Here is a 25,553-nt window from a genome sequence, read left to right as displayed (position 1 = left end):
CACGGGGATATGCAGCTCAGGCCAGCACAGTTGATGCTGTACCGAGTGCCGCCTCAAAGCGATCGGGCTGTGATGCCCGGGGCAAGCAGGAGTGGCAGCAGACGTACTGCAGCGGAGCAGCCGACGCGGAACACACCAGGACATGCCTCGCGCTCGCGAGACCAGCCTCTTTCTGGCCCTGAAGCGTCTTCCACAGGAACCACGTTGACGGACTCCACGAGCGCATTGCCGTCAGAGCTGTCCACCTCACCCATCGGCTGGATCGCACCTCGTGTACTGAGCGCCGTGGCCGGTGTGCATGATGGCGTCGTCGAGGCTGACGAGAGCCCGCCCGGCCACAGCCGGGGCGCCGACGGCGAGCTCGGCCTGATGTGATCGGCAAAAGCCCAGCCGACCAGACAGCGCGAACCGATGTCGGTCACGGCTGCCGGATACAGAACTTCCCGGTTTCCAGCGGGAGATCACAAAGCGTCCGGTGCGCTTCGTGTTCACCGCCTCCGCGGTGAGTCCCGTCCCATCAGGTGCAGAGGCCTTCGCGGCAGCCGGACCGGTGATCGTGATGCAGTACCTGCGCCACAGAGGGTGCCCGGTAGGCCCGGTGGACCGCCTGAGACAGGCGACGCGCCTGCGACTGATGCGCTCACTGCTGTTACGGAGCTTGACAGTGATCCTGGGGACACCGCAGACACCATTAGAGTCACGGCAGGCAGTCCCTCTCCGGGTGGCGAGCTTCACGTCGGCGGACTGGCAGACCACGCAGGCCGCAGCAGTACGGCGCCAGTACCAGAAACTGGGCCATCACGGTCAGGATGCACCGGACGCAGACCTTCCGCAGGCCGCAGCAGCAAACTCTGCACAGTCCGCATAGTTCCGGATCGATCGGCTCCCCCGGTCAGTTACCGCCGGCCTGCACCAGTCTCTCCAGCGAGACCCGCAGCAGCTGAGCGTGCGTACCGCTGCCAGCTGCATGCGGGATCAGCACGCTGGTGACCTCCGGTCTCCACCAGCCGGACCGGCACCATTCACAACCGACCGGCCAGCTCACATCGCCTTTCGGCCAGCCACGCCCAGAGTCTGGTGAGCATCGAGCGTTCAAAGCCCCTTGCGGACACGCCGCTGCGCTGTGTGCACCGTCCGGGCCGGGACCCACAGGAAGCTTCTCAGCCGCGGCGGCCTCGCGCCCCACCCCGGGACCCGAGGCCGCCGCGCACCCTTCCGGTGAAGCAGCATCCGCTCCCCCGCCGTCAGCACCCCAGCAGATCGCCCACGGAGTCCCGGCAATTGCTGGTCGCCGGTACGGCCACCAACCGGACAACAGCTCACGCGAAAGGCCGGGGCGGACCGCCTGAGGCCGCCCCGGCCAGGGATATCCCGGGGCCGGTCACGGTCTCAGGCCGCTCGGCCGCGCCTCAACAGCAAGTCAGCAGCGCCGTCCGACTACTTGCCCTGGTTGTAGGCCTCACGCTGCTTGTCGAACTCTTCCTCGTTGGACGCATCCGTCATACGCGGGAAGTCAATGCCGTCCAGGATCGAAGACAGGTCGCCCTTCTCCCCGTCCTTCGCCTGGGCAGCCTTCTCAGCCTCAGCCTGCTTGTTGTAGGCCTCACGCTGCTTGTCGAACTCTTCCTCGTTGGACGCATCCGTCATACGCGGGAAGTCAATGCCGTCCAGGATCGAAGACAGGTCGCCCTTCTCCCCGTCCTTCGCCTGGGCAGCCTTCTCAGCCTCAGCCTGCTTGTTGTAGGCCTCACGCTGCTTGTCGAACTCTTCCTCGTTGGACGCATCCGTCATACGCGGGAAGTCAATGCCGTCCAGGATCGAAGACAGGTCGCCCTTCTCCCCGTCCTTCGCCTGGGCAGCCTTCTCAGCAAGCCACTCAGCGCGCTGCTTCTCCATGGCCTCCTGGCCAACATGCTCAGCACGCTGCTCCCAGAACTTGGCCATCTCAGCCTCTTCCGAGAAGTCCGGCAGCTCGATGCCGTCCAGGATCGAGGACAGGTCGCCGCCCTCAGTCTCGGGCTTCGTCTCACGCTGCTTAAGGTCGTGGACAGGCTTGCCCTTGTTGTCCTTGACGGTAGTGCTGCCGTCCTTGCCCTTTTCCACCACATACGTGGCGTAGGTGCCGTCGGCAGTCTTCACCGTCACGGGCACGCGCTTGTTGGTGATTTCGGTGATGGAGCCCTTGCGGACATCGACCTTGAAGACCTTGCTGGACGTCGCGTCCTGGAACAGCAGGAGGCCAGTGGTGGACTGCTCGCCCAGGTAGCGGAAGTCCGATCCCTGGTAGGCGCCCTTGGTGCTGTCGACCAGGACTGTCTCCGTGCCGGTCTTGGTGTCCTTGGCCACGATGCTGCCGGTGAAGGTGTCCTTGACAATCGACTTGCCGGTCAGGCCATGCTTCTGCATCAGCACTCGGAAGCCATCGGCCTCGATGTCACGGACCTGGTCTGCTGCTGCGTGGGCGCCGGCGTTGTTGTTCGCGGTGTTGGCCTGCGCCACTCCGGTCATAGCAAGCGAGGCGACGGCTGTGCCTCCGAGGATGGCGGTGAGAAGGTGTCCACGGCGTGAGTTAGCGCGCTTCATTAAAGAATTCCTTCGGTGAAATCAGGGGTGGTGGTGTTACTCATCCATGATGCCGACTGAATCCGCCCTGGCGCGTCACACGATCGTATCCATCACCCTGGACTTTCCGCGTATACGAGCATGCAACTTTAGTTGCAGAGGGGGCGGCTTCTCCGCGTTGCCAGCTTGGCTGATGCCCTGTTCGGGAGCATGATCGCAGGACTGGTTATCCACAGGCCTCGACCGCGAATTCCGGCTACTCAGGATATTCCAATTTTGATGATCCGGGAGAACGGTATATCTCATGGCCGTGAAGGGCTACTCGCTTGAATTCACAGCTAACGCGGTCACGTGTGCCACTCTCGGGCCCGGAACGATGATCAAGCAGATCACCCGTCTGCGGAGATGATGCCCGGGGACAGGCAGTCGGTGATTGCCGAGGCGGTCCCGTGCCTCAGAAACCGCTGCAGACGGAGAACGCAGCTCTGTGCTGGACGGTCCGGAAGCTGAAAGAACGCAGAGGTCTCCTGTCCGTCCAGGAGCGTCCGCTGTGGCACCAGGCAGGCTTAAGGAGGCCGCCTCCAGTCCGTCGCCGGAGACTGGCACCGATACGGCGTGATTCGGCTGGTGCCGGATTTTTCAGAATCGCCGATCGAACCTATTACTTGGCGCTGCACCACACCGGTCAGGGCCATCCGTCAGGCCGGCGGCGCGGAGTACGCCGCTGAATGGCCAAATCGCGTACTTACAGCATGTCTTATGTGGTGAGTTGGAGGAGTCTCTTGTAGCAGAGGAGTGCGGCGGCGTGTCCGAGGAAGGCGAGGTAGTTGCGGGGTTGGCGTTCATACCTGGGTGAGAGTCGGCGGTATCCGGTGAGCCAGGACATGGTGCGCTCGATCACCCAGCGATGACGTCCGAGCTGTTCGCTGGAGTCGATGCCTTTGCGGGCAATGCGGACGGCGATACGTTTCCCGCGGAGCCATCGACGCAGTTCGGAGGTGTCGTAGGCCTTGTCGGCGTGGAGTTTGCGGGGCTTGTAGCGCCGTCCCCGTTCCGGGTCGTGCCGTGACCGGAGTCCGCCAGCCATGGGTTTCAGTCCGTGGAGGCCGTGGGTGTTGCCGGCGGAGATGCCCACGACGAGGGGCAGCCCTCCGCGGTCGGACAGGATGTGCATCCTGGAACCCGGCCTGCCCCGGTCCACGGGCGACGGACCTGCAAGTTCGCCCCCTTTTTGGCCCGCACGTAAGCGCAGTCGAGCACCACACGGGACAAGTCCAGCAGCCCCTTCGCGGCGAGCCGGTCGAGGACTGTCTGGTGCAGCCAGCCCCACACTCCCGCTCTCGACCAGATCAGGAACGGCGGTGAACCGTCGCTCTCGAGGCCCCGGAACAGGGCGGCAGAGCACGCCAGGCACAGCCGCTGACCAAGACGTACACGACCGCGGCGAACACAGCTTCATGGTCGATGTTCGCCGTGCCGCCACCCTGCGGACGGACCTTGTCCGCCGGCAGCAACGGCCGCACCAGCTCCCACAAACCCGCAGGAACAATCCAACCCCACCGCCCACTCCCCATAACCCAACCAACGACCAACCCACCACATAAGACACCGTCTTAACAGCCCTTGCATCAAGGTTTCAGCACTGGAACCGGATCAAGCCAACCAGCGGTGCCCTGGATTCCTGGTCGAGTACCCGTCTGCCGGCGATCGCGAAATCCTGGTCTGCGGCACGTTCGTGATCATCATGGATTGAGTGTGTCTCCGCCGGTTCTGGGGGCCGGTCTGCCCGCCGTATACGGCACACGGCTTTCCAGGGTCCGCACAGCTGTTGTCCGCAGGCGCTGGTGCGGTTTCGCGAGTGAGGCAGCCGGCCATCAGGCCGGCCACGCAGAGGTGGATCACGGCTTCGGAGCAGACAGCCTGACGGGAGGGCCCCTTCGTGCCAGGGCCAAGGCCCCCCGGCACACAGGACACGTTCTTATGGCTCGAAGGATCCGGGGGTGACGTCGTCGGTGGGGAAACGGAGTGAGAATGTCGTCCCGCCGCTGAGGGTGCTGGACACTGTCGCCGTGCCGCCGTGTGCTTCGGTGAGCTTGCGGACGATCGTCAGGCCCAGCCCGCTGCCGCCGGTCTCGCGGTTGCGGGACTTCTCCGCCCGCCAGAAGCGGTCGAAAACGTGTGGGAGATCGTCGGCGTCGATGCCGGTGCCGGTGTCCGTCACCTCGATCACCGTGACGTCTTCCTCCTGGGCTGCGCGCAGGGTCACGCTTCCCCCCGGGGGGGTGTGGCGTACGGCGTTGGAGACGAGGTTGCCTACTGCCTGTCGCAGCCGGACCGGGTCCACGTTCAGGAATGGATCCGCATCGCGGCATACGGAGAGGGTGACCCTGGCTCTGCGGGCGTTCGCGAGGTGGGCCGCCGCCACTTGGCTGAGGAGATCTGCCAGGTATACGGGTTCGGGGCGCAGTCGCAGGGTGCCTGCGTCGGCGGCAGCCAGGTCCTGGAGGTCGTCGATGATGTGCTGGAGGAGGACGGCTTCTTCGAGGAGGGAGGAGAGGAGTGCGGGGTCGGTGGGGACGATGTGGTCCTGGGCTGCTTCCAGCCAGCCGCGGATGTTGCTCAGAGGCGTGCGCAGTTCGTGTGCGATGTCGCTGACCATGGCTTTGCGCAGGTCTTCGAGGCGGGCACGGGTTTCGGACATGTCGTTGAATGCTGATGCTAGTTGGCTGATCTCGCTGTTCGCGGGGACGTTCACTCTGGCGGTGGTGTCGCCTGCTTTCATGCGTTCGGCGGCGCTGGTCAGCGCGCGCAGTGGCCGTACCAGGCGTGTGGCGGCGAAGACGGTGACGGCCAGGGTGACGGTGAGGACGAGTGCTGCTGCTCCTGCGACCCGGGCGGTGTCGGCTGGCGACAGGCGGAAGCCAGCGGACGGGGCGCCGTCCGCGCTGCTGAGGTAAAGGAGTGCGGGAGTTGAGACGTAGGGGGTGAGTTGTTCCCGGCGTCCGGAGTCGACACACGAGGCTGTCGTGGGGTCGGAGCTGCCGGTGTGGGGTGCGGGGGTGGTCCAGGTGTAGTCGAGGCTGAGGTTGACCGGTCCCATCTGGTGTCGTTTCAGGCAGGCGTTGACCAGAGTGTCGAGCTGGTCGAGTGCCCTGCGTTCGGTGGGGGTGGGCTTCCCGAGCTCGGGGATGGCGCACTGGGTGGCGCTGAGGTTCTGGGAGTCGTTGGCCGCCTGGACGTACGGGCGGCCGCTGGGGGTCTCTTTGACGTCTGCGGTGACGGCGTTGCGGTGCAGGCATGCGGCGCTGCGCTCGGCTAGTTTGCGCAGGTCCGCGTGTTCGGCTGCGGTGAGGGTGTAGGGGCCTGCTGCGCGCGGGTCGATGCGGCTGGCGGCGGCTTTGGGAGACAGCGCTGTATCGACGGACAGCGGGTCGAGGACCGCGGCTGCCTTGGCTGAGGGCGGCAGCGCCCTTGTGCTGGAGGAGGCGATCGGCTTGCCGTCCTGGGTGGTGAGCGTGATGCGGCGGCCGGTCTGACGGGCCAGGTCGCTGACTGTGGGGCCGGCGTTTTTCCAGCCCGGGGCGCGGGCGGCGATGCCGAGGAGGGTGTTGTAGATGCGGGTGTCTTCGGCGAGGGCTTGTCCTCGCTCTTGGTTGAACGCGCCGGAGGTGGTCTGTACTGCCAGCCATGTGGTCGCGGCGATGGAGCAGACGGCCACGATGACGGAGGTGGTCAGCAGCCGGGCCAGGAGGGTCTTGTGCGGGGGTACGCTACCCGGCACGGTGGGGGCCTTGCGTGCTGGCCGGGCTGTCGGTGAGTTTGTAGCCGACTCCGAAGACGGTGAGCAGGTGGGCGGGCTGTCGCGGGTCGGCTTCGATCTTTTTCCGGAGGTTCATGATGTGGACGTCGACGGTCCGGTCGGTGATGTAGCGGCCGGAGCCGTGGATGGCCGCCAGCAGTTGGGGGCGGGTGAAGACTCTGTTGGGTTCGGCGGCCATGGCGGCCAGGATCTGGAATTCGCCTGGTGTGCAGTCGATCAGCCGGTCTTCTTGGCGCACCTCGTAGCGGATGGGGTCTACCGTGAGGCCGCCCACGTGGAAGGAGCCGTCGGGAAGGCCGGCATGCCGTGTCCGGCGGAGCAGCGTGCGTACCCGGGCCATCAGCTCGCGCGGGCTGTAGGGCTTGGTCATGTAGTCGTCGGCGCCCAGGTCCAGGCCGAGGAGCAGGTCGTCTTCCGTGGAGCGCGCGGTGAGCAGCAGTACGGGCAGGTCTGTCTCGCGCCGAAGGATGCGTACCACGTCCAGTCCGTCGGTTTTGGGCATCATTACGTCCAGGATGAGCAGGTCGGGCTCTTGGCGGCGGACCTCTTCGAGTGCGGCCCGCCCGTCGTGGACGACGGTGACGGTGTGTTTCTCGTGTTCCAGGTAGCGGTGGATCAGTCCGGCCTGCTTCTTGTCGTCTTCCGCTACGAGGATGTATGCGCACACATGGGTGATCGTAGGCGAGGTGTGGCACTGCAGGCTGGGAACCGGGCCGGGGCCGGGGCGTCCAGCAGGAGCTGAGGGGTTCTTCATATCCGGTCGTGGTTTGTGGTGCTGCGCGTGTATCGGTTGTGTGGGCGGGTCGTCTTCGGACGTGTCTCGGCATGTGGGGGTCGGTGGTTCGTGGATGTGTGCGGGTCTGCAGGCCTGCGGCTGGCAGTCGGGGCTGTGAGCAGTTTGGGGGCTGGGCCTGGATTTCGTCGGGGCGTGGTGCTGGGGGGTGATCGTCGTGGGTGGGCCGGTTCAGGTGTTTCGGCGCAGGCGCGTGATCGCGGTGATGATGAGTACAGCAGCTCCTGCGCCGGCTGCCCATAGCGCTGCCGGGCCGGGCTGTGCACGGTGCCTGTTGCCGGTGGTGGTGTCGGTGTCTTCTGGTGCGGGGCTGCTGCCGTGCGAGGTGGTCTTTATCTTTACTTCGGTGATGTCCTTGGCCGGCTGGGCCGTGCCGTTGAGGATGGCTTCGGCTTTGTCCTGGCCGCGCAGGTGGCGGTCGAAGAAGGCGGTCACGTAGGTCTTGGCCACCTCGCGTTGCTGAGTGGGGGTGAGCTGCTGGACGGCTGCTGAGCCTTCGCCGCTGGTTGTCCGGCAGCGGCCTCCTTCTTCATGGGTGGCGTCGTCGCTCGAGGCGGGCTGGCCGCCGTCGGGGGACCATTGTGTGTTGAAGAAGTTGTGGTTCGCGCCCTGGACGGAGAACTGGTGGGTGGGGTAGCGGTTGCGGCTGTCGCCGAGCGCCGCCGCGGTTTTCCCTTCTTGGTAGAGGCCGTCGCAGGTGCCGAGGAGGGTCGCGAGGGGAAGGCCGGTCACGGGAAGTGGTTCGGGGACGGCCAGGGCGGCTGGTTCCATGGCGAAGACCGCCTTGACCTGCACTCCGGATGGCCATGCCGGGCGTTTTTTGTCCGAGGCGTGATCGAGTACGCCGGCGCCGCCGCGTGAGTGTCCCAGAGTGCCGACGCTGGCCATGTCGATGCGGTTGGTGAAGTCCACCGGCTTGGCTTCGCCGGTTTGCGGGTCGGTGAATTTCCCGGCGAGCTCTCCCCTGCCGGAGGCTGCCAGGCCTTCCCACATTGCCAGATGCTTGTTCAGCAGACTGGTACGCAGAGCACGGCCTTCCAGCTGCTGCTGGGCATCGACGCTGTCGGCGCTGATCGACACGACTGTGTAGCCGCGGCTGGCCAGTTCCTTCCCGAGGTAGTCGTACCCGCGGTAGCTGCGCATCGGCTGGACGTCCGGTGCGCAGGGCCAGCGTCCCAGGGCTTGTCTGTGGGCGGTGGCCTTGGCGCGCTGGTTCTCCGTTTCTGCGGTGTCGCCCCTGGCTTCGGACTGCTTCGCGGCGAGCTCGGCTGCGGCGGCCGCGGTTTCGGCGTCCTTGTCTGCGCAGCTGTACCAGGAGCCGTGCAGCATCATCACCAGTGGCAGGGCTCTGCCGCCGGGCCGTTTGGGGTAGTGCACGATGCCGGCGAGCTCAACGGGCGGAGGATTGTGTCCCTGTGCGGTGAAGGCCGAGTCGCCCAGGTTGTAGACAGCCGAGCCGACCTCGTACGTCCTCGCATCTGTGCTCGGGTCCGGCGGTGCGGCGCCGGCGGGGACAGTGCCCAGCGCTGCTGTGGCCATCGCGGCGGCAGCGGTTGTCCAGAGCCGGGCAGTACACCGCATGTGGGGAACCCCTTTTCGGGTGGCGGCCTGTCGCCCTGATACAGGGGGACCAGGAGGAATGGCTGATGAGGACTTGCTTGTGGGGGCTGTCTCGTGAGTGCGGCCCCGTCTCCCGGCGGGGAGCCGCGCTGGCCGGCGACGGGACAGGAGTGGCGGGCCGTCTCACCGGCGGGGGTGAGAGGAGGTTGCCTGTGTATCCGGCATCCGGAAAGGGCGCACTGCGCTGCAGGCGCGCTCATCCGCCGGCCAGGGCCTCTACAGGGGTGAGACAGGAGGCTCGTACGGACGGGTAGAGACCCGCGGCCACCCCCACAAGCACCGCACCACCGAAACCGGCCGCGACGGACGTGAAAGGGATCACCGCCGGCCAGTCCTGGGACAGCGCGAAGGCTGCGGTAGCAGCCATGCCCAGAGCAGCGCCCATGATGCCTCCCAGCCCTGACAACGCGATAGATTCACTCATGAACTGACCCCGGATCTGGCCTCTGCTAGCACCCAGCGCACGGCGCAGACCAATCTCCCTACGCCGTTCCAGCACCGAGATAACCATAGTGTTGGCCACACCGATGCCGCCGACCAGGAGGGCCACACCGGCCAGTCCCAGGAACAGGGAGGAGAAGGCGGATTCGGTGACGCGCTTGGCGGCGAGGGCGTCGGAGGGGCGGCTGACCTGGACCAGGCCGGGAGTCTGAGGGCTGAGAGTGGGGCCCAGGACAGCGCGTACGTCTTCGAGGGCGGACTCTCTGGCCTGGACGTAGACGACCGTCGGGTGACCGCCGAAACCCAGCTCACTGCGGGCCGCGTCCCATCCGACCAGGACCGAGCGATCGAGGTCAGGGGCGAGCGGGACCGGTGCCAGGATGCCGATGACCGTGAACCAGCGCTTGTCGATGTTCACTTGCGGTGCCTGGCCGCCGGATGTGAGGCTGGCGAGGCCAAGGCGGGCAGCAGCCTCGTAACCGAGGACGGCGGTGGGGAACTTCTGCGTGGTGGGGTCCAGGAACCGGCCGGAGTGCACCGTGCCGTTGACGGTGTCGAGAAGATTGAGTTTGCTTGCCAGGACTGTCAGGCCGGAGGCATCGTTCTCGTCCACGCGGTCGGAACGCCGTACCAGAGCGTGGGTGTTGGCGACCGCACTGGCCTGGGTTACCGGGCCGATGCGCTCGGCCATGCCTACCGAATCCTCGGGCAGTAGTACCGGGGGCTGCTGGTCGGGAACGGGCTGCGCGCGCAGCATGTTGGTGCCCATCGCGGAGAGTTCGTTCATCAGGGCCCGCTGGCTGGAGGCTGGTATCCCGATGACCGCGATCAGGGTGGCGATGCCGATGGAGATGCCCAGGGCTGAGAGCACGGCCCGGGCCTTGCGGGTGCGGATCCCGAGGAACCCGAGGTGCAGCATGTCGAGGGGCGAGATCCTGGTTTTCGGGATCCGGGTGTGGTGGCCGGTCATACCGGGCTGCTCACTACGGGGATGGCGGTGGTGGGTGCGGTGCTGTCGGTGACGATGCGGCCGTCGAGGATCTCCACGCGGCGTGGCAGGCGCGCGGCGATGTCCCGGTCGTGGGTGATGATCGCGATGGTGGTGCCTTCGGTGTTGAGGCGGCGCAGGAGTTCCATGACGGAGCGGCCGGTGGCGGTGTCGAGGGCTCCGGTCGGCTCGTCGGCGAGGATCAGGGCCGGGTCGTTGGCCAGAGCCCGTGCGATGGCGACCCGCTGCCGCTCACCTCCTGACAACTGGTGTGGCAGGTGCCCGATGCGGTGTGCGAGGCCGACCCGGCCGAGTGCTTCGGCTGCCAGGTGGTGGCGGTGGCGGCGGGGAATTCCTGCGTACAGAAGTCCGGTTGCGACGTTCTCGGCCGCGTTCAGACCGTCTGTCAGATGGAACTGCTGGAATACGAAGCCCAGCTGGCGGCTGCGCAGCGCGGAGAGCTGGCGGTCGGTGAGTTCTGCGATGTCCTGGCCTCCGATCTCGACCGTGCCGGTGGTGGGCAGGTCGAGCGTTCCCATGATGTTCAGGAGCGTTGACTTGCCCGAGCCCGACGGCCCGACGATGGCGAGGATCTCGCCTTCCTCGATGACGAGGGAGGCATCCTCCAGTGCGGTGACGCCCCTCTCGTACGCCTTGGTCACGTTTCGGACGGCAAGTACGGGTGTCATGTGGTGGTCACCACCTGGGTGCCTTCGGTGATGTTCTCCCCGGTGATTTCCACCATGCCCCGGGCGAACATCCCGGTCTTCACTGCGATCAGCTTGCCGTCCGGGAGCTGCACGGCGTAGCCGCCCTCGCGCAGCGCCGTGAGCGCGCCGACCGGCACGGCGAGGACACCGCGCCTGGTCTCGGTGGTGAAGCGGACCTGTACCGGTGCCGCGTCCAGGTCCTTGATCTGGTGACCGCTGTCCAGCAGGACTGTTACGTCCAGCTTCGGTGAGGTCCTGGCTTCGCCGGCTCCGTTCTTGGAGCTGTCCGTGGCGGTACGGCTGATCTCCTTGATCTTGCCATCGGTTTCCGTGCCGTCCGGCAGGACGACCGTTACCCGGGCCCCTGCCTTTGCCTGCCCCGCCTGGGTTGCCTCGACCGGTACCGTCACCGTCTTGCCGGTCTGCGTAATCGTCAGCAGCTCGCCTCCTGCATCGTCGCCGAGTGCTGCCTTGATGCTGCTGATGCGGGCCGCGCCGGGAAAGACCGCTATGTCGCCGATGCCGAGGGTGCCAGTGGCTTGCATGCCGGCGGCGCGCTGCCAGCGTTTGAGGGCCTCGGACAGAGCGGGAGTGAACTCGCCGACGTCGTCACCGTGCGGGCGGCCGTCGGCCGGGGTAGTCGGAGACCAGCCCGGCGTGGGCTGTGCGCCGATGTCGTATCCGAGTGCCTTGAGGTTCTCCGCGACCATTTTCACGTCGCGGCCGACGAGCGGTTTCTTGCCTTTCATAGCGGGCTCGAGTGTGCGGAAGAGCGGGGTGTCACCGAAGAACGCCATCACAGGCTGATCGTCGACCCAGTAGACAGGCTTGCCACGGTCCACCGCTGCGCCAGTCTCCGGAAGCCGTGTGACCAGCCCCTTCTTCGCCCCCTTCAGCACTCTTTCAAAGCCGTAGCCCAGGGTTCCCGTCAGCTCCATGGTGTTGGCGAGGTCGGTCCTGGTGACGGCGATGGTGTGCAATGACAGAGGGCGGGACGCGGCCGGCGTCTTGTCCGGACCGCCTGAAACCAGTCCCCATACACCCCCGGCAACGGCACCCGCCGTAACCACCGCAGCAACCGCGATGACAGCCCGCCTCCTGCCCTGCTTGCCCTGCCGGCCCCCGGGCGGTGTGCCTGCGTACTCAGCGCTTTCCGCCACCGAATGTCTCCACCTTGCAGTCGTTGGCGATCTTGTTCACTTCGGTTTCGGACTTGCCCGACTCACCCGCGTACTCCCAGCCGCTGCCGTCGGGCTTCCCCTTGACCGGGACGCCCTTGCTGTTGATGCACCGGACCCAGTCACGGAAGTTGTCCAGGTACTGCGGGTTCTTCTTCTCGTCCATCTCCGGCGGCAACAACGGCATCTTGACCTGGCACTTGTCATACGCGGCCTTCGGCTCCCCGCCTTCAGCAGGCCCCTCTCCCCCTCCGGGACGGGGCTGCATCTCGACACCGTTCGTCTTCAGGCAGGCGTTGTACGCGTTCCAGAGCCGCGCCTCCTCCTCCTGAGAGCTGTCCAGCCGCAGCTGCGGCCGCCCCTTCTCCGCATCGGCGTTCTCCCCTGTGCCGCCCCCGGCTTTTTCCTTGCTCTCACTTTTGGCACCATCGCCACGGTCGACCGAGGCCACCTGGTCGTCCTTCTTTCCCGCACCCGCCGCCCCGTTCCCTCCGCCTCCGCAGGCGGTAAGAACGAAAAGCGAGGCGACAGCGGCTACAGACAGAACGCCGGTCCGCAACTGCGGACGGCCGGGAGAATTCAGCATGTGCCAATGCTCACCAGTGGATATGAAGAACCTGTCAGACCGGCATGATGATCGCGTAGTGAGCACCAGCTGCTGGGCTCTGGCACAGATACAGGATGCCGACGCTCTTCAGGTGACCAAGGTCCGGAACAGTCGCCGGGGCTGAGCGAAAGCCCCGGACAGCACCAGACAGATCCGGGCATAGCATCACTGAATCCATTTCATCCTGGATAGTCGCTGGTCAGGAGGGTTGGACTGCAGCGACGACGGTTCCGGTCCGGTTGGTGGGGCATTGGGCCCTGCGGAGGATGGGCCAGGGCTTCAGGCAGGCGGAGGCGTGTTCGCCGGGCGCCCGGAGACAGGCGTGGACACGGTTGAACCGCTGGTAGCAGCCGGGGAGTTCGCGGTGTCCGTAATACGAGGTGCGGACGGTACCGCCGGCTCCTTGGCAGGCGCGGCCGGCCAGGACGAGGATCTGCTGGGTGAGGCAGGCCTGGACGATGCCGTGGGCCCGGGCCACAATGAGGCCGTGGGTACGGCCGGGCAGAGCCCGGGAGAACCACAGCGGGGTTCCCGTCCGGGCAGGCGATGACCCGTACATTCATACCGTGCTTCCGGTGTTCCCGGCTGCCGTACGGCCCGCCCGCGGCGATCCGGCCGACCGGGATCCATATCCCGTCAGCGATAACGGAGCCCCCCTCACCAGACCCACCAGAACCTCACAGAGACCAGACACCCAGGAGGCAAGGACGCCGAGGGTCTCGCCGACGTACCGCCAGGCCGTTGTGGTGGAGGCCTCTGCTGACTTTTCGGGCGTGATGACGTCAGGGTGAGTCCGGTTGCGGCGAGGCATCTGTCGATGACGTCGCTGCGGTACTGAATCTCGCGGAGGGTCCGGCGCAAGGAGCACATCAGGTGGTCGGGGTCGGTGAAAGCGGTGTTGTTCTGGCCGGCGCGCCGTACCAGTGACCAGATGCCTTCGACCGGGTTGAGGCCGGGTGCATAGGACGGCAGCTGGAAGGAAGTGATCCAGTCGTGGGCGTCGATAAAGGCGCGTAGTCGGGCATGCAAGTGCATGTTCAAGTTGTCCCAGACGAGTACCAACGGGGCATCGAGCTGCTGGTGGGCGGCGGTCAGGAGGTCGCGGTATTCGGCCCAGGTGAAGCTGCGTCGGCCACCGCCCTTGTGGTCCGCATGTCGTCTGGGCCTGAAGATCAGCCGGGATCGTTCGCCGGGTTTGTAGCAGGTCAGGGCGGCGATGGAGAAGCGGCGCTGGGAGCGTCCTCGCACCCGGATCACGGGTGTGTGACCGGGGCGGGCCCAGGTGCGGGTGGTGGGCGGCGTCATCGAGAATCCGGCCTCGTCCTCGAAGACGATGAAGGCCCCGAGCGCCGCCGCGGTGCTTCCGCCTGCGGCCACGTGTCTTTCACCCGGCCGGTGACCTTCTCCTCGTCACGCTCCAGAGGACGCCGGGCCGGGACCTGGTGGCTGAACCCGTGGCTGCGGAGCGTCTCCATGATGGTCGACAGTGCGAGGGTCTTGTGGAACCGGCGTCCGATCAACATCCTGATCCTCACCAGCGTCCAGGTCTGGTCCGGCCAGCCGTACGCGACCGGCCCTTCGGCCAGCTCCTTCTCCAGCACCGTGAACAGAGGCTCACTCAGCTTGCAGTGGGCGGCCGGCCCCGGGAACGCAGGGCCTGTGGCCCGCCGTTCTGCCAGGAACGGCGCCACCGCCGCACCGACCGCACACTGACCCGCAGTTGCTTCGACACCGTCATGTTGTCCTGCCCTGCGGCGAACGTCCCGACCGCTTCCATACGGATGCGCTCGCGAAATGCACGCCGCTCGTCGGCCAGACACCGCCTTGCGGATACCTCATAGTCCGGGCATACCGCGAGGATCACCACACGTCATCCCTCCGCGACACCACACCCGAAAACTCAGTAACTCCTGCCGCCTGGGCGAACATCTCGTTCTTCCGCAGATGGGCCAGCACCGGCAGGGCCTGCTGAAACAACCGGGCTTCCGCCATGGCGAGTCAATCTCACGCCGACGGGCATGGACCAGCCACGAGACGTACTCGACCAGCTCGTGCGGGACATCGGGCATGGCAGGATACGGAACCAGCAGAGCCCCTCGGACGCTGCGCGATAAGCGAAGTCACCACGCCGACGACGAGGGGCCCTGACACGTCGTCTCGGCCCACCCTGACCAGCCTTTTCACCCTCCCGGGACAGGATGAAAGAGGTTCACTCACCGCCTGCCCCGACGCCTACGGCACCAACACCCCCAGACAGCATCAAACCTGCATGTTGATTTTCTGCAAGCCCTGCACGGAGTCGCTGACACGCCAGGATTTGCACAGCCAGTTGAGTAACCCTGCACGGGGCGCGGTCAGCAGCCGGACCGCACCCCACGCCGGCCGCATCGGGTCAGCGCCTGCCAGTGCCCTCAATGACGCTCTCAGCCGGGCCGTCGTCAGCTTTGCGCCATGGCGCCAGGGCGGCCACGGCCGCGATCGCGGCAACTCCGGCAACGACGAAGAGCAGGGTGCGGTTGGAGACGGCCGAACCGATGTCCGCCACCTTCTCCTCGAGGGCGAATTCGGTGTCGACGCTCAGCAGGGAAGGCAACGCGGAGGTGCCGTCGAAGAGCAGGAACACCGTGCCCAGGGTGATGAAAAGGGCTCCGCCGAGGAGGGAGGTGCTGTGTACGGCCAGGCGCCCGACAGCCAGCGGGCGGCCGCGCAGCCACCTCTTGTGGCCGAGGCCGAAACGGTCCCACAGCACGGCCAGAACGAACAGCGGCATGGCCATGCCCAGCGCGTAGAGGGCAAGGAGCATCCCGCCGTTGAAAGGGCTCCCGTCGACAGCAGCGATGGTGAGGACGCTGCCGAGGATCGGCCCGGCGCAGAACCCGGCCAGCCCGTACACAGCCCCGAGGACAACGACAGAGGGGGCCGATCCCGAACGGCGTGCTCCGGCCGCCTGCTGAAGGCGCCGTGACCCGAACCCGAATCCGAGGATCTGCGCCACACCGAGCGCGATGACAGTCCAGCCCCCGGCCGTGACGAGCAGGTCACGGTGTCCGTAGAAAAGCCGGCTGGCGAAGGATCCGGCAACTCCCAGCGGTACGAGGGTGGCACACAGCCCGAGATAGAAGAGGGCAGTGCGTGCCGCGAGCCGGGTGCGGCTGGTGAAGGAGTAAGCAAAGAACGAAGGGAGCAGCAGGGCGCTGCAGGGGCTTACGAGGGCGAGGAGGCCGCCGAGGAACGCGGCCAGCATGCTGAAGTCACTCACTGTTCTTTCCCTTCGTCTTGGCTGTCTTTGCGGCATCTTCGATGGCCTGTTTGAAGATCTGGGTGGGCTGGGCGCCCAGCAGGGGCCGGCCGTTGATGAGGAAGGCGGGTGTGCTGGTCACGCCCAGCCGGTAGCCCTCTTCCTTGTCTTTCTCCACTGCTTTGCGGGCCTCGTCGGAGGCCATGTCGGTGCGGAACTGTCCGATGTCGGCGACGCCGGCCTGTTTGGCCATCGCTTCCAGGTTTTCCTGGCTGAACTCGCCCGAGTTCTTCTTCCGCTGTTTGGCGAAGGCCATGTCGTGGAACTGCCAGAACTTCTTCTGGCGCCCGGCGGCATAGCTGGCCAGAGCCGCCTGGTCGGACTCCTTACCGAAGATGGGGAAGGCGCGCATCTCGATCCGCAGCAGGCCCTGGTCGACGTAGGAGCGGAGCAGCTCCGGCTTGGTCTCGCGGGCGAAGCGGCTGCAGAAGGGGCATTGGAATTCCGAATACTCGATCATGACGACCGGTGCGTCGGTCCGGCCGATGGCCATGGGGTCGGTGCTGTCACGGCGGGCGAGCTTCGTCAGTGCGTCGTCGGCCGGTGCCTGCTTGGCCGGGCTGTCGCTGGAGGACGTCACATCGCGGCCGGTCTCCTGCCCGTCATTGGTCAGAGCGATGGCTCCTCCGGAGGCGGCCAGTGCGCCTACGAGGGCAATTGCCGCGAGCAGGGGTCGGCGGCGGGAGTGGGGCTGCCGGCGGGGGGTGGTGGGCTGGGTGTTCTTGGGCATGCGAAAACCTCGTGGTGCGGGGGAAGATCGGGTGAAGTGGTCTGCGCTCAGGCGGCAGGCTGCGGGAGCGGGCAGACGGCTTCTGCGGAAAGCCGGCGCAGGGCGGCCTCGGCCAGCAGCGCGATCGACAGAACAGCAATCAGCGGCTGCAAAAGAGCCCAGTAGCTGAGCGCGCCTGATACGCCGAGCAGGGCCACGACGGCCTTGTTGCAGACGGGGCATCCGACTGCCAAGGCGGACATCAGTGTGCCGGTGGACGCCATCCGGCTCCGCGCCAGAGACTTGCCGGCCACAGAGCGGGGAGTTCCGCGGACATAGGTGGCGATCACAAGCCCGCCCAGCACGGCGCTGAGGATCAGGACGGGGTAGTTCCACCACTGCGCCGGGACGGCCCGGGTGAACAGGGGTGTGCGGATCACGGCGGTCGGCACACCGATGAGGACAGCTGTTGCAGCAGCACTGGCCAAGGCGACAGCCCACTGCCGGGGCCGCCAGCTGCGCAACGTACTGCCCGCACGGCTCAGTGAGCGGGTGGATGAAGGCATATGGAGTTCTCCGTTCTGCGGATTCCAGGGAGGCGACGCAAAGGCCGCGGCCTAGATCCGCAGAACGGAGACGAGCCGGACAGAAGACGGCGGGGAAGGGCCGCAGAATGCGCCGGCAACCGCCGAAGGCGCCTGGTACGGAGCGGACATGGCGGAAACTGCAGTGGCGTCCGGCAGGCAGAGATCACATGCTGCCGCCTGCCGCGGTCCCTCAATGACGTTGGACTTCGCACTGCACGGCTTCACGCCCTGTCCGGCATCGGCTGAGGGCTCGGTGGGTACCGGCTTGCATGCCTGCACCGCCGATACGGAACTCGCAGCGGCCGGCGCAACCAGACCGCTGGCAGCACTGGCCGGGCTGCCCAGGGCGCACAGGGAGAGAACCACAGGTACGACGAGCCCGAGCAGTGCGCGCACCACGGCCAGCGCCGCTTTGTGCTGTCCGGGCCAGTCCATCACTCCGCGCTATTCCTCTCATTCCAGCTATGACGGTCACGATAGAACACCAGCACATAAATACCCTGTCAGAGGAGTGCCGGTCAGGTCTGGGGCTGTGGTGTCGGGCAGGGCTTCGGCAAAGTCGTTCAGGTGAGGTCGGGCACGGTCAACGGGCGGGTGTAGTCGCGGGCGTTGTGACGTAGGGTGCGGGCGATGTTGGTGGCTCCGGCCAGGCGGCAGGCCCTGATGGCGAGGTTGTGGAGGTGGCCATGGCCCGGGGGCCGTTGCCGGTGCGGACTTGCAGCGGTCCTCGTCGAAGATGACGTTGCGGACCCAGTGGGGCCTGTTCTCGGTCCCCCAGCGTCCGCTGGCATAGGAGCCGAGCTGGGCGGGGCCTGCCTGATGTGGTTCCAGACTGGTGATGCCGTAGACGGTCTCGGGGTGTTTCGGCTGTCTGTCGAGGTGCCGGACGGTGCGGCGGAGCCGGAACGCCTGGGCGGCATAGGGGAAGTGCAGGTCGGCGGGCACGGTGACGGCCAGGACGACACAGTGCTCTCTGCGTCCGACCAGCCCGGATAAGGCACTTCCACCGAAAGAGGGGACGTGCCACTTTCGTCGCATCACAGCTCAACGCCAGACAGAGCTGAAACCAGCCCCTGGCCCCATTCCGGGAATCAGTCATCGCCTCAAGAATGGAATTACACCAGCCGGACACCCGGCGAGACTGACTGGCGGGATGCGTTCCTGCGCCAGCAGTGCCCCTCCGGCATTCTGACTCCTTTGCCGTGGTGCGTGCGCAGGACCCCTTCACTTACCTGCATCTCACAGAATATGAGAGATTTTCGTGTACGGATTTACCCGGAAAAAGGCCGCTGTCGTGGTCGGCGTTGCCCTCGCGGGCACGTTGATGACTTCTGTACCCGCCCAGGCGGCAGATAACCAGTCATCGGGTACGGCATGCGCGTACTTCCAGAAGCTGAGCGGTGGCACGCTCGGCAATACGAGTGCCAGTGCACGCGGCGGGGCCGCCGTGACGGTCACCGCCCTGGGTGTGCTGGGTGAGAGCCTGGCATGCAGCAACGATCCGGCGGCCCGGGCATTCGGTGAGGTCGCGGGAGCCGTGTTCGAGACCATCGACACGGTATGGGACGGTGCTCAGATGGGATTGCATAAGGGTATCGCTCCCAATACATACCGAGGGAAGGTCGCGAAGAACATCACCATGAAGTTCTACAACAATTCCCTCCTTTCCGACTACGTCGAAGAGGCATCAGAGCTGGAAGGGGTTGACTGGTGGTCCGATGCGCAGTTCACGTGGAACACCGACTGGGCCAAGCCTCCCTATCTCAACCCCAGTTTCAGCGAGGATCAGCTCAGCAATGTAAGAAAGGCTCATCAGTACGCCCTGCACCGGAAGGCGATCGACGAGACGCTGCCGGCCCTGAAGACTGAAGCGGCACAGAAGGCCCGGGGGAAGGGAGGCGTCGCCGACAAGGCAGTCGATTCCGCACTGGATCAGCTCACCTCCCACAAGATCGCCTGGAAGGTAGTGCACGACGGCGTCAAGCCGATCGACGTCATCGCGCAGACCATCCAGAGCGAGATAGAGAAGCGGGAAACCGGACTGCAGAAGCTGAAGAATGAGGTGGACCAGCTTGAGCGGCAGATAGCAAAGGACAAGCAGGAGCTGGGCGAACTCAAGAGTATGAACGAGAAGATTGAGCAGCGGATCGAAGAGCTCAAGACAGAGCAGGCAAAGGCCCGGCAGGCCAAGGATCGCGCGAAGCACAGCGAAATCACCGCGAAACTCGCCCAGGTCCGATACGCCAACATGCAGAGCGGCCGCAACGCCAAGATCAGTAGCATCGAAGAACGGCTCAGCCATGCACCGGACAAGCTGGCGGAGCTCAAAAAGCGACTCGAGCAGGAACAAGCGTAGTAGTTCCCGGTTCCAGTGCAAAGCGGTGGGCTCGTTAATATCGGCTGGCAGAACCCGTTCTCCGGCAAGAACGACTACACCGTTCAGCCAATGAAACACAGCGTGCCAGGCGTAGATAAAGGCGGGAACATCTGGCCTCCGGACGCCCGGATTTCAAGCCGCACAAAGGTCGACTCCAGCAAGTTCGGAGGCGGAAACCGTGCATTGGCGGGATTTGCCGTTGGTGAGGGTGCAACCCTGGACAAGGGAACCTGCAACAAGGGCAGCAAGTGTGACGACTGCGACAGGGCACTGTCGGGTGTGTCGCTAGGCGGTAACGTCTCTGACGCCCGCGGCACGTATCAGGATGGCGAGATCGGAATGATCTTTGGCGCAATTATCGGAAAGATCATCGCCAAATGCCGATGGGGGCACTACTGGTCCCCGCAACCAGGCAGAGCTCGATCCGGAAGCCGCCTCTTTGGTGGTCCGCTGCCTGGGCGGAGCCCCAGGGCCTCGGCATAGTCGTGGTGTGAGGGGTGTTCGTGCAGGTGGGCGGGCATGGAGGTCGGTGGTCATGTGGGGTGTTGAGGCTCACGCGATCGAAGGGGACGTCCATGCCCGCGTGTACGACATCGTTGCATCCCGCGCTGGACCGGCTGTACCGGGCGGGCTGTTCTTCGTCGGGGGCGGGGCTGCGAGAGTGGTTCACGCGGATACCGGATCCCCGCGGGGTGCGCGGGGTGCGGCACGTGCTCGTGGTGGTACGGGAGAGAGCCCGCCGATTTGAGGACCCGTCCCTCGTGATCCTTGACGCCCAGTCCGTCCGCGCGGCCGCCGGTGTCCCCAGGACCACGACGGGACTAGTACTGCAACGGTCTTTGCTGTGACGGGTGGGCAGCTGGGTCGTTGGTGGGGTTGTGGGTGGGGTACTTGTTGATGTCTGGTCGTGGGCTGGCGAGTTGAAGGCTCTGCACGAGCGGTTTGTGCACCGCTTCAGCAGGTCGGAGCCTCGTGAGTCGGCTCTGGCCTATATGCGTGGGCTGCTGGCTCCGCTGGAGCGGAAGAACGGCTGGACGCTGGCGGAGGAGGCCGGGCATGCGGGCCCGGACCGGATCCATCGGCTGCTGAACCGGATCGACTGGGATGCCGATGATGTCCTCGACGACGTCCGGGAGTACGTGGTCGAGTATCTCGGCGACCCGGAGGCGGTGCTGATCGTGGACGACACCGGCTTCCTCAAGAAAGGCACAGCCTCGGCCGGGGTGCAGCGAATGTACTCCGGCACCGCGGGCCGGACGGAGAACTGCCAGGTCGGGGTGTTCCTCGCCTATGCCACCGACCGTGGCCGCACCCTCATCGACCGCAGGCTGTATCTCCCGGTGTCGTGGACGGAGGACCGTGATCGATGCCGCCGGGCCGCCATTGATGACAGCACCGGCTTCGCGACGAAGGTGGCCATGGCCAAGGCCATGGTCCGCCGGGCGATCGAGGAGAAAGTCCCGTTCCGGTGGGTGACCGCGGATGCCGCCTACGGCTTCTCCAAGGGCTGGCGATACGAACTCGAGCAGGCGGACGTCTTCCATGTCATGGCTACCACCCGGCATGACACCGTCGTCACCCGCTGGGCTCTCGACCACCCCGTCCATGACCTGTTCGAGGGCCTGTCCCGGCAGAAATGGAGGCGCCGTTCCTGCGGCAACGGCTCCCACGGACCCCGCGTTTATGACTGGGCCCGGGTGGAGGTCCGGCCCTGGCACCGGCCGGACCGGCAGCACTGGGTCATCGCACGCCGCAGCATCCGCCGGCCCGAGGAGATCTCCTACTACATCGCCTACTGCCCGGCCGGCACCCCCCTGGATGACCTGATCCGCATCGCCGGCAGCCGCTGGGCGGTCGAGGAATGCTTCCAGAGCGCGAAACAGGAATGCGGTCTGGACGACTACCAGGTCCGCCGCTACCCCGGCTGGCACCGCCACATCACCCTGGCCATGGCCGTCCACGCCGCCCTGACCGTCCTGCGGGCCCGGGAACTCGACGCCGGGAAAGCAGAAACGGATCCCCCGGCCTCATCCCGCTCAGCCTCCCCGAACTCAGACGCCTGATCACCCGCCTCACCAACCGCCGTCCCGCACCAGCTGACCATGTCCTGCACTGGTCACACTGGCGACGCAGAAGGCAATACCAAGCCCGCATCTGCCACTACAAACGACGAGGCCACACCCCACCAGAAGCTGCACAACCGTCACAACAAAGACCGTTGCAGTACTAGGCCGTTTCTTTCGGATCAGTGTGCTGACCAGAGGAAGATGCCTGCGAGGTGGAGTCCGGCGAGGTAGACGGTTGCGGTCTTCTCGTAGCGGGTGGCGATGCCGCGCCATTGTTTGAGGCGGTTGATGCAGCGTTCAAGGAGCAAGCCGCACTGCACACGTATACGAGTTTGGGGCGGGGAATGCTCCGGTTGTAGGGGTTGATGGCCTGCTGGCCGTGGCTGCTGCTGTCCGGCGGTTGCGCGAGCGGCAGGCCGGTCGTGCGGAGGGTGGTGAGCCGCAGTGGACGGACCGTGTGCCGCTGAGCTCCCCAGATCCCGGAGTGGGAGACCGTTCCGGAGCTGAACCGTCAACAGGTGGTGCGGCTGCTGGCGTTGCTGGCCGCGCGGATCGTGACCATTCCCGACCTGCCGGGCGGGGGTGATCACGGTGAGCGTGACGGCTGCGCCGTGGGACCGGATTGAGGGCAAGGTCCAGTCCTGGCATCTCGATCGTCTCGCGGTCGTCTATGTCCGTCAGTCGACTCCTCAGCAGGTCATTGACCACGCGGAGTCGACCCGGCTGCAGTACGGACTCACGCAACGTGCTGTTGATCTGGGCTGGGCGCCGTCGCGCGTCCTGGTGATTGACGAGGACCTTGGCCATTCGGCGTCCGGCCTGGTGGACAGGCCCGGATTTCAGCGGCTGGTCTCGGAGGTCGGCCTGGACCATGTGGGCCTGGTCCTCGGTGTGGAGATGTCCCGGCTGGCGCGAAGCGGCCGCGAGTGGCACCAGCTGCTGGAGCTGTGCGCGCTGGCCGGGGCCCTGCTCGCCGATCCGGACGGGGTGTATGACCCGTCCGAGCACAACGACAGGCTGCTGCTCGGGCTCAAGGGCACGATCAGCGAGGCCGAGCTGCATCTGATCAAGCAGCGGATGTGGAACGGGCGGATCGGCAAGGCTCGCCGCGGAGAGCTGGCCATGCCCCTGCCGGTGGGCTATCTCCGGCTCACGGACGGCCAGGTTGTCAAGGACCCGGACGAGCAGGTCCAGACCGTGGTCCGTCTGGTCTTCGACCTGTTCGATGAACTCGAGCTGATCAACGGGGTGCTGCGGTTCCTGGTCGATCACGGCATCCAGATGGGCATCCGTGCCCGTGAAGGGCCGGAGAAGGGACTGCTGGTCTGGCGTCGGCCCAGCCGGATCCTGATCCAGAACATGCTCCGGCATCCGGCCTATGCAGGGATCTATGTCTATGGCCGCAGCCGCACCGACCCCCGCCGCCGCGTTCCGGGCCGCCCGTGCACCGGCCGTGTCCGCAAGCCGCGCGAGGACTGGCTCGTCTGCTTGCCCGGGATGCTGCCTGCCTATATCGGCATGGAACAGCACGAACGCAACCTGACCCGGATCGAGGCGAACCGGGCCCACGCGCTGAGCATGGGAGCCCTGCGCGACGGGCCGGCACTGCTGGCCGGGCTGATCCACTGCGGCCGCTGCGGAACCCGCATGACCGTCCACTATCAACGCGGCCAGGGCGGCAAGCTGTGGCCGAAGTACGAGTGCAGCCGCCTCAAGGCCGACTACGGCGGCGAGCTGTGCCAGCAGCTGTCCGGAGCCTGCCTCGATCGCTTTGTCACCGCTCTGCTGCTGGCCGCCATCGCACCGGCCGCCATCGAGGTCTCGCTGGCCGCGGCCGAGCAGACCCAGCACCGGCGCCAGGAAGTGGACCGGATCTGGCATCAGCGTCTGGAGCGCGCGGACTATGCCGTCGACCGGGCCCGGCGCCAGTACCAGCTCGCCGAGCCCGAGAACCGCCTGGTCGTCCGCGAGCTGGAACGCAGCTGGGAGTCCGCGCTGGCCGGGCGGCAGCAGCTGAGCGAGGAGTACGACCGCTTCGCCGCCGCCCGGCCCCGCTCTCTCACCGCAGCCGAGCGCGAGCAGATCCGGGCCCTGGCCGGCGATCTCCCGGCCCTGTGGCAGGCGTCTACCACGACCGACTCGGACCGCAAGCGGCTGATGCGGCACCTGATCGAGAAGATCCGCGTCACCGTCCTCGGAGACAGCGAACGCGTCACCGTTCAGGTCACCTGGGCCGGCGGACATCAGACCGACGGCGAGGTCGTCCGCCCCGTCGGCCGACTGGACCAGCTCAGCTACTTCCCCCAGCTCGCAGCCCGCGCTCGCGAACTCGCCGCGGCCGGACATGCCGCCCCCGCCATCGCCAAGACCCTGAACGCCGAGGGCTTCCGCCCGCCCAAACGTCGCGAACATTTCGGCGCTCAAGGCGTCCGCGAACTACTGCGCGAACTGGGCTGCATCAGCCAGCAGGAACGGAGCCTCCGCCGAAAGGCCCAGCCCCTCGGCCCCGATGAATGGTGGCCGAGCGACCTTGCCCGAGAGATCGGCATGCCCCGCGTCACCCTCTTCGGCTGGATCACCCACGGCTGGGTCACCGCCCGTCAGCAGCCTGACCGGCGCCGTTCCTGGGTCATCCACGCCGACCCCGTGGAAGTCGAACGACTCCGCCGCCTCCACCGACTGCCCCGCGGCCACGGCGCACGCCAACCCTGGCTGTACCACCAGGAGATGGCGATAATCCACAACGAGAAAGGAGCCCACGGCAATGACGGCGAACCGCAGGTATGACAGCACTGCGGCTTGCTCATCTCGACGGTGTTGCGTTGCTTGTAGGCCTCGCGGTCGAAGGCGGGTGGCCGGCCGCCGTGGCTGCCGCGTCGCCGGCGGTGTGCCTGCTGGTCGGCGGGGATGGGGATCACGGCCTTGATTCCGCGCCGTCGCAGGTGGCCGCGGATGGCGCGGGACGAATACGCCTTGTCGGCCAGGACCGCATCCGGCCTGACGCGCGGTCTTCCGGCGGGCCGTGGCACCCGGATCGCGGCCATGACCCGTCCGAAGGCGGGTGCGTCGCCGGCCTGTCCGGGTGTGAGGACGAAGCACAGCGGGCGGCAGCGGCCGTCGGCGGCCAGGTGGATCTTGGTCGTCAGTCCGCCGCGGGACCGTCCGAGGGCATGGTCCCTGGGCTCGCCAGCTGGGGCCCCTTTTTGCGGGCCCCGGCCGCGTGCTGATGCGCGCGCACGATGGTCGAGTCGACCGCGACCACCCACTCCAGGTCCTCGTCCGCGTCGGCCTGGGCGAGCAGAGCAGTGAAGACACGTTCCCAGGTGCCGTCGATCGCCCAGTTCCGCAGTCGCGTATAAGCGCCTTTCCACGAGCCGTACTTCTCCGGCAGATGGACCCACTGCGACCCGGTCTGGAACTTCCAGGCGATCGCGTCGATCACCTCACGGTGATCACGCCACCGGCCACCCCGTCTCGGGGTCCGGTCCGGCAACAGCGGCTCGATCCGCACCCACTGCGCATCCGTCAACGGCACACCAGACCAACGATCAGATGATCCGAAAGAAACGGCCTAGACGCCAACAAGAAGATGTCGGGGCGCAAGCGGGGACTGGCCGTCGACGTTCTGGGGCTGATCATCGGCGTTGTCGTGCTCGCCGCGTCCGCCCACGACAACGCCGCTGGCACCACCCTGCTCGACCAGGCCGCAGAGAAATGCGGGATGCGCCTGGAGGAGACCCTAGTGGGCTTGATTCGGTTTGACGGACATCCGAGATCAGGGGCTCTGCCCCCGGAAG

The 25,553-nt window shown here is 66.3% G+C and carries 14 protein-coding genes and 7 pseudogenes; 5 read left to right on the top strand and 16 right to left on the bottom strand.

The features are described from left to right. Positions 1-1,437: 1,437 nt before the first annotated feature. The 14 genes and pseudogenes from DXZ73_RS37100 to DXZ73_RS37030 all read right to left on the bottom strand — a co-directional run bounded on the left by DXZ73_RS37100 (position 1,438) and on the right by DXZ73_RS37030 (position 17,292). The gene (locus DXZ73_RS37100; protein WP_162889920.1) at positions 1,438-2,499 is read right to left on the bottom strand and encodes a hypothetical protein; all 1,062 of its coding nucleotides are present in this window, start codon (positions 2,497-2,499) and stop codon (positions 1,438-1,440) included. An 820-nt stretch (positions 2,500-3,319) separates the two neighbouring features. Next, positions 3,320-4,136: pseudogene (locus DXZ73_RS37095) on the bottom strand (IS5 family transposase). A 404-nt stretch (positions 4,137-4,540) separates the two neighbouring features. Continuing rightward, positions 4,541-6,343: a sensor histidine kinase gene (locus DXZ73_RS37090; RefSeq protein ID WP_116209119.1), complete on the bottom strand. Its 1,803-nt coding sequence runs from the start codon at positions 6,341-6,343 to the stop codon at positions 4,541-4,543. Then, positions 6,333-7,049, bottom strand: a complete 717-nt coding sequence (locus DXZ73_RS37085; RefSeq protein ID WP_240351027.1) for a response regulator transcription factor — start codon at positions 7,047-7,049, stop codon at positions 6,333-6,335. The genes DXZ73_RS37090 and DXZ73_RS37085 overlap by 11 nt, the downstream gene beginning before the upstream one ends. 297 nt (positions 7,050-7,346) lie before the next feature. After that, on the bottom strand, positions 7,347-8,714 hold the full coding sequence (locus DXZ73_RS37080; RefSeq protein WP_116209121.1) for an alpha/beta hydrolase: 1,368 nt from the start codon (positions 8,712-8,714) through the stop codon (positions 7,347-7,349). Positions 8,715-8,991: 277 nt separating this feature from the next. Further along, complete coding sequence (locus DXZ73_RS37075; protein ID WP_116215318.1) at positions 8,992-10,206, bottom strand: ABC transporter permease; 1,215 nt, start codon at positions 10,204-10,206, stop codon at positions 8,992-8,994. After that, positions 10,203-10,913 carry an ABC transporter ATP-binding protein gene (locus tag DXZ73_RS37070; protein ID WP_116215317.1) on the bottom strand — a complete coding sequence of 237 codons (711 nt, stop codon included), beginning with the start codon at positions 10,911-10,913 and terminating at the stop codon, positions 10,203-10,205. Before DXZ73_RS37070 ends, DXZ73_RS37075 begins: the two co-directional genes overlap by 4 nt. Beyond that, a complete protein-coding gene (locus tag DXZ73_RS37065; protein WP_240351667.1) occupies positions 10,910-11,914 on the bottom strand; it encodes a peptidoglycan-binding protein in 1,005 nt (334 codons plus the stop codon). Before DXZ73_RS37065 ends, DXZ73_RS37070 begins: the two co-directional genes overlap by 4 nt. Before the next feature lie 163 nt (positions 11,915-12,077). After that, positions 12,078-12,563, bottom strand: a complete 486-nt coding sequence (locus DXZ73_RS37060) for a hypothetical protein (RefSeq protein WP_116215315.1) — start codon at positions 12,561-12,563, stop codon at positions 12,078-12,080. A gap of 335 nt (positions 12,564-12,898) precedes the next feature. Further along, positions 12,899-13,470: pseudogene (locus DXZ73_RS39895) on the bottom strand (transposase family protein); the annotation flags it as partial. Between the two features lie 32 nt (positions 13,471-13,502). Next, positions 13,503-14,558: pseudogene (locus DXZ73_RS40735) on the bottom strand (IS630 family transposase); the annotation flags it as partial. A 553-nt stretch (positions 14,559-15,111) separates the two neighbouring features. Beyond that, the gene (locus DXZ73_RS37040) at positions 15,112-15,963 is read right to left on the bottom strand and encodes a cytochrome c biogenesis CcdA family protein (protein ID WP_425315944.1); all 852 of its coding nucleotides are present in this window, start codon (positions 15,961-15,963) and stop codon (positions 15,112-15,114) included. A gap of 7 nt (positions 15,964-15,970) precedes the next feature. Continuing rightward, positions 15,971-16,747: a DsbA family protein gene (locus tag DXZ73_RS37035; RefSeq protein ID WP_116215312.1), complete on the bottom strand. Its 777-nt coding sequence runs from the start codon at positions 16,745-16,747 to the stop codon at positions 15,971-15,973. 47 nt (positions 16,748-16,794) lie between these two features. Next, the gene (locus DXZ73_RS37030) at positions 16,795-17,292 is read right to left on the bottom strand and encodes a hypothetical protein (RefSeq protein WP_116215311.1); all 498 of its coding nucleotides are present in this window, start codon (positions 17,290-17,292) and stop codon (positions 16,795-16,797) included. A 1,282-nt stretch (positions 17,293-18,574) separates the two neighbouring features. Here DXZ73_RS37030 and DXZ73_RS37020 point away from each other — a divergent pair. From DXZ73_RS37020 to DXZ73_RS37010, 3 genes and pseudogenes are all read left to right on the top strand, one after another. Then, positions 18,575-19,669, top strand: coding sequence for a hypothetical protein (locus DXZ73_RS37020; protein ID WP_162890485.1), 1,095 nt, complete (start codon positions 18,575-18,577; stop codon positions 19,667-19,669). A 743-nt stretch (positions 19,670-20,412) separates the two neighbouring features. Further along, positions 20,413-20,511 (top strand): annotated as a pseudogene (locus tag DXZ73_RS40335) (IS5/IS1182 family transposase); the annotation flags it as partial. Positions 20,512-20,568: 57 nt separating this feature from the next. After that, entirely contained in the window at positions 20,569-21,753 is a 1,185-nt protein-coding gene (locus tag DXZ73_RS37010) for an IS701 family transposase (protein ID WP_116208983.1), read from the top strand. 182 nt (positions 21,754-21,935) lie between these two features. Here DXZ73_RS37010 and DXZ73_RS37000 read toward each other — a convergent pair. After that, a pseudogene (locus tag DXZ73_RS37000) lies at positions 21,936-22,058 on the bottom strand (IS5/IS1182 family transposase); the annotation flags it as partial. Between the two features lie 289 nt (positions 22,059-22,347). On the opposite strand from DXZ73_RS37000, the gene DXZ73_RS36995 reads away from it, so the two are divergent. Then, on the top strand, positions 22,348-24,543 hold the full coding sequence (locus DXZ73_RS36995; RefSeq protein WP_116215378.1) for a recombinase family protein: 2,196 nt from the start codon (positions 22,348-22,350) through the stop codon (positions 24,541-24,543). A 20-nt stretch (positions 24,544-24,563) separates the two neighbouring features. On the opposite strand, the pseudogene DXZ73_RS39880 reads toward DXZ73_RS36995, so the two are convergent. Then, a pseudogene (locus DXZ73_RS39880) lies at positions 24,564-25,291 on the bottom strand (IS5 family transposase); the annotation flags it as partial. Positions 25,292-25,315: 24 nt separating this feature from the next. Between DXZ73_RS39880 and DXZ73_RS39875 the strand changes: the two are divergent. Further along, positions 25,316-25,501 (top strand): annotated as a pseudogene (locus DXZ73_RS39875) (transposase); the annotation flags it as partial. Positions 25,502-25,553 lie beyond the last annotated feature (52 nt).

It is taken from the genome of Streptoverticillium olivoreticuli subsp. olivoreticuli (assembly GCF_003391135.1).
Classification (GTDB): domain Bacteria; phylum Actinomycetota; class Actinomycetes; order Streptomycetales; family Streptomycetaceae; genus Streptomyces; species Streptomyces blastmyceticus.
The sequence above is the reverse complement of the archived record's forward strand: the minus strand, read 5'-3'. Positions and strand labels throughout refer to the sequence as shown.